Raw genomic sequence first — 4,650 nt, 5'->3', positions numbered from 1 at the left:
AACGTGAAAAACGAGAAAATAGAGGATTTTGCTTTTGCATAATCGGAAAATTTCCCCTTGTTACCCCCAAAACGCGCTCCATTCTGCATATAACCGAAAAATCTCCGCTTAGTTTACGCGTTACATAATTAGGGGGCTAGAATGCTTAATGAAAAAGAAGGGAGGGATGGAGATCGTTTTTTAGCTCAAAAAGGTCCAAGGAGCCCTCATTTAGATGCGTGACGCTGAACCGTATCGAAATTTATTGCCTTAACCGCGTATGAGGCGCGGATGTTACTCAATGTTGTGAGCATCGATAGTCTTTTCTTTTCGCTTGACCTTTCTTACAGCAGCCTTGTCCATGAATATTCATAGACGATCGATCATAGCATGAAAAGGATGACTCTGATGGAGTATGCAGTGCCGGATGCGCGTGGAAAGAGGGAGTAGAACATGACGGTTCAAGTTGGAGATCTTGTGGCACGGCCTTCGTACCATTGCGACCTTCCTTTTCGTGTGGTGGCGATTCACGATGAGACAAAAAGCGCCGAACTGAACGGCCATGACGTGCGTCTCTATGCAGATGCGCCGCTGGACGATTTAGTACCGGTGACCGAGGATGAACGGGAACAGTATGAAAAAATGACGAGCTCGAAGGAGGATGAATCCTACAAGCTGTTCAGGCAGGATTACAAGCAAATGAAAATGAAACACCGTTACACGGTCACCAACGGTTATCGTGATCAAACCTCATATTTTGAAATGCCGGGGCGCGTGCTTCATATTGACGGTGATCCTTACTATTTGAAAAAATGCCTCGCCTTTTACAAAAAACTGCATGTACCGGTGATTGGTAAATATATACCTGAATCGGAAATGCCTGATCTAGCCCCAAGGCTGGTGGCTCAAATCAGGCCCGACATTCTCGTACTAACGGGTCATGACGCATTTATGAAAAACAAAGGAACGACAAGCGATCTTAAAGCGTATCGCAACTCCAGTTTTTTTATTCGAACGGTCAAAGAGATCCGCTATCATTGGCCGAGCCTTGATCAAATGGTTATTTTCTCCGGAGCCTGTCAATCACATTTCGAATATTTGATTCGGGCAGGGTCGAACTTTGCTAGCTCACCCGACCGCGTCAACATTCACGCGCTTGACCCGGTCTATCTGGCGGCTCGAATCAGTTTCACATCATTTATGGACCGTGTCAACGTCTGGGATGTCCTGAAAAACACATTGAGTGGTGCAGGCGGCTTAGGTGGGGTGGAGAGCCGTGGCATGCTGCGTACCGGACTGCCATTTCCATCGGAATAAGGCCATGGTTTCGAGCAAAAAGTCGAACGATGAAGAAAAAAATATATTGGAGTTTGCCGCAAATATATTGACAGCTACAATGGTTTCCTGCTATAGTTAATTCTATTTGATTTTTTGACGTCCATTGTGGTATACTTATAATTAAGCGAGGTGGATTGTCGAGATGGGAAAAACCATTGATGATATCAAGGGCGCTCTTGATGAACGTGTTGGCGAGCGTTTGACATTGAAAGCAAACGGCGGAAGACGCAAAACCATTCAACGTATAGGTGTTTTGGAAGGAACCTATCCGTCTGTTTTCACAGTCAGGCTGGATAAAGAATCAAGCGCGTATGATCGTGTGTCCTACAGCTACACAGACGTATTGACGGACGCAGTAGAACTCACCTTTTTGGAGGAGATGGCGAGCGGTCAATGATGACCGGCTGTCTGATTTTGATGACAAACATTATAAATAACAGCGGATACGCGCACCCTTTTTGTTCATGATCGGCAACAAAATTGTGATGCGCGTTTATGCTGCCTGAATCTTTTGCCAAAATTTATTTTAACACGATTTTCGAATAGAAGGAAGTCAATCGGTATAACCTAATTTCTGCTCGACCATTGAAAGGAGTTGTACCGATCATGTCCAGACGAAGAGGCATTATGTCTGAGTCATTTAAAGAGGAACTTGCCAAAGAGCTGGGGTTTTATGATACGGTGAAATCTGAAGGATGGGGCGGCATCAAAGCCCGCGATGCGGGGAATATGGTGCGCCTTGCCATCGAGAAAGCTGAAACAACAATGAACGGAACGAAAAATCAGCACGATGATTGAGCGTGAAAGAGGGGATTCTGTCCGTCAAACGGATAGGACCCCTTTTTCTTCTGGTTCGTTTCCTTTATAGTGTAAATAGTTAATGGGGGAAGTGGGGGAACCGTTTGAAAGTACTTGAAAAAGCGCCGGCGAAAATTAATCTTTCTTTGGACGTGCTCGGAAAGCGTGGCGATGGATACCATGAAGTAAGAATGATCATGACGTCGATTGACTTGGCCGATCGCGTGGAATGCGGCGATTTGCCCGAGAATCAAATCGAAGTACGCGCATCGGTACCGTACGTGCCTGAGGATGAGCGCAACTTCGCTTATCAAGCGGCACACCACATTAAAGCGAAGTACGGGATCCGCCGCGGCGTCGAGATTACCATTACAAAGAATATCCCCGTCGCTGCAGGACTTGCAGGCGGCAGTACGGATGCTGCGGCAACGATCCGCGCATTGAATCGGCTGTGGAAGCTGGGCATGTCCTACCAAGAGATGCTGGCTGTTGCGGAGCAAATCGGATCCGATGTTGCCTTTTGTCTCAAAGGTGGAACGGCTCTAGCAACCGGTCGTGGCGAACAATTGGAGGCGCTCCCACCCTTGCCGCCTTGCTGGGTAGTGCTGGTCAAGCCGACGGTCTCCGTTTCGACAGCCCAGATCTATAAAGACCTAGACAGTCGTCCAATTGAACATCCGGATGTAGATGCGATGCTGCACGCGATTGATGCTGGCGATTTTGAATCGATTTGCCGATTGCTTGGCAATTGTCTGGAACCTGTGACGATGCGCAAGGTTGCCGACATTGCGAAGATCAAATCACATATGAAAGAAATCGGTGCTGAAGGCATTTTGATGAGCGGAAGCGGACCAACTGTATTTGCACTCACGCAGCATGAGTCCCGGATGCAGCGTTTGATAAACGGAATGAGAGGATATTGCTCGCAAGTCTATGCTGTTCGCCTATGTAAACCGTTTCCTCTTGTTTAGATACGAATAATGGTGTAGAATTGCTTTAAAATATTCGGGTTTTGGAGGAACATGATGAAACTTAAGCGGAGCAGCAGACTTGTTGATATGACGGCGTATTTGTTGCGGCATCCTCAACAAGTGATCTCGCTTTCCTATTTTTCGGAACGGTATCAGTCGGCCAAATCCTCGATCAGCGAAGATCTGACGATTATTAAAGAAAATTTTGAGTCTCAGGAAATTGGTCGTCTTCAAACACAGGCAGGGGCTGCCGGAGGCGTCTGCTATATGCCGTATATGGGCCTTGAGGAAGTTGAACGCTTGCTGAGCACTCTGCGCCAGCAAATGACGCAAAAGAACCGACTTCTCCCGGGCGGCTATCTTTACATGACTGATTTGCTTGGCAAGCCGGACTATATCAATGCGATCGGACGTCTGATTGCTTCGGTTTTTATTAATGAGAAACTGGACGCGGTCATGACGATGGAAACCAAGGGTATTCCGCTCGCCTATGCCGTTGCTTCGCAGCGCAGTATTCCTGTAGTGATCGTGCGGCGCAGCAGCAAGGTGACGGAAGGTTCCACGGTAAGTATTAACTACATATCCGGATCCTCGAAACGGATCCAAACGATGGTTCTGCCGCGAAGAAGTCTGAAGGAGAATGCACGTGTCCTCATTGTCGATGACTTTATGAAGGCAGGAGGAACGATGAAGGGCATGACAAGTATGATTCAGGAATTCGGTGCGGAAGTTGCCGGCATGGCGGTTCTGGTTGAAACGAAGGAAGAACAACCGAAACTGGTCGACCGCTATGTATCGCTGCTCAAGTTAACCATCCCTGATCGCCAGGAAACGCCGATCATTGAAAACGGTAACGTATACGATTGGCTGCCGAAGCAGCACGTGAACCCAACGAAAGTAGAAACAAAAGATCAGGCATAAGAATCGCTATTATTTTCTCTACGTGTCAAAATTGAGTGAAAATATTCATATTTCTTTTTCCTATTAGCAGGATTTCCCACTTTTGTGTTGAAACAAGTAGTAAGACCATGAGTTACGCATTAGGGAAAAGGGTGGTGTCTTACTAATGGAAATAACAGATGTCAGATTGCGCCTTGTGCATACTGACGGGCGAATGAGGGCGATTGCATCGATCACTTTTGACAAAGAATTTGTTGTTCACGATATTCGCGTGATCGATGGAAATAACGGAACCTTCGTAGCGATGCCGAGCAAACGGACACCGGACGGGGAATTTAGGGATATCTGCCACCCCATCACATCCGGAACTAGAGAGAAAATACAGTCCGCAATTTTGAACGAATATGAACACGCGTGCGAAGAGGACCCTTCTTTTGAGCAAGCAGGAGCTTCATAAAAATTCAGGAGCAGCACGCCCATGTAGCTTTTAGTTTTTAAATTCTTTTGATCTGTTTTTTGTATCATTTCACTTAATTTCACGTACACATCTGAGAAAAGAGAGCCGATTCGGTTCTTTTTTTCTTACAGGTAAAGAACGTATGTGATTTTACCCCGTCTTCAAACCAATAGACCAGTGTATTCCTGCCTGTCTGAGGAGGCTCGC

The 4,650-nt window shown here is 46.6% G+C and carries 6 protein-coding genes; all 6 read left to right on the top strand.

Annotated features, from left to right (window positions below; all coding sequences use genetic code 11):
- Positions 1-432 precede the first annotated feature (432 nt).
- Positions 433-1,296 carry a sporulation peptidase YabG gene (gene yabG / locus SIN01_RS14050; RefSeq protein ID WP_010025677.1) on the top strand — a complete coding sequence of 288 codons (864 nt, stop codon included), beginning with the start codon at positions 433-435 and terminating at the stop codon, positions 1,294-1,296.
- Positions 1,297-1,459: 163 nt separating this feature from the next.
- Complete coding sequence (locus SIN01_RS14045) at positions 1,460-1,714, top strand: Veg family protein (RefSeq protein WP_010025676.1); 255 nt, start codon at positions 1,460-1,462, stop codon at positions 1,712-1,714.
- A gap of 209 nt (positions 1,715-1,923) precedes the next feature.
- On the top strand, positions 1,924-2,115 hold the full coding sequence (locus SIN01_RS14040) for a small acid-soluble spore protein, minor alpha/beta-type SASP (RefSeq protein WP_010025675.1): 192 nt from the start codon (positions 1,924-1,926) through the stop codon (positions 2,113-2,115).
- Positions 2,116-2,219: 104 nt separating this feature from the next.
- Entirely contained in the window at positions 2,220-3,086 is an 867-nt protein-coding gene (gene ispE, locus SIN01_RS14035; protein ID WP_010025674.1) for a 4-(cytidine 5'-diphospho)-2-C-methyl-D-erythritol kinase, read from the top strand.
- Positions 3,087-3,140: 54 nt separating this feature from the next.
- Positions 3,141-4,007 carry a pur operon repressor gene (gene purR / locus SIN01_RS14030; RefSeq protein ID WP_010025673.1) on the top strand — a complete coding sequence of 289 codons (867 nt, stop codon included), beginning with the start codon at positions 3,141-3,143 and terminating at the stop codon, positions 4,005-4,007.
- Positions 4,008-4,152: 145 nt separating this feature from the next.
- Positions 4,153-4,443: a septation regulator SpoVG gene (gene spoVG / locus SIN01_RS14025; RefSeq protein ID WP_010025671.1), complete on the top strand. Its 291-nt coding sequence runs from the start codon at positions 4,153-4,155 to the stop codon at positions 4,441-4,443.
- The last annotated feature ends 207 nt before the right edge of the window (positions 4,444-4,650 follow it).

The organism is Sporolactobacillus inulinus (assembly GCF_006539285.1).
Taxonomy (GTDB): domain Bacteria; phylum Bacillota; class Bacilli; order Bacillales; family Sporolactobacillaceae; genus Sporolactobacillus; species Sporolactobacillus inulinus.
The sequence above is the reverse complement of the archived record's forward strand: the minus strand, read 5'-3'. Positions and strand labels throughout refer to the sequence as shown.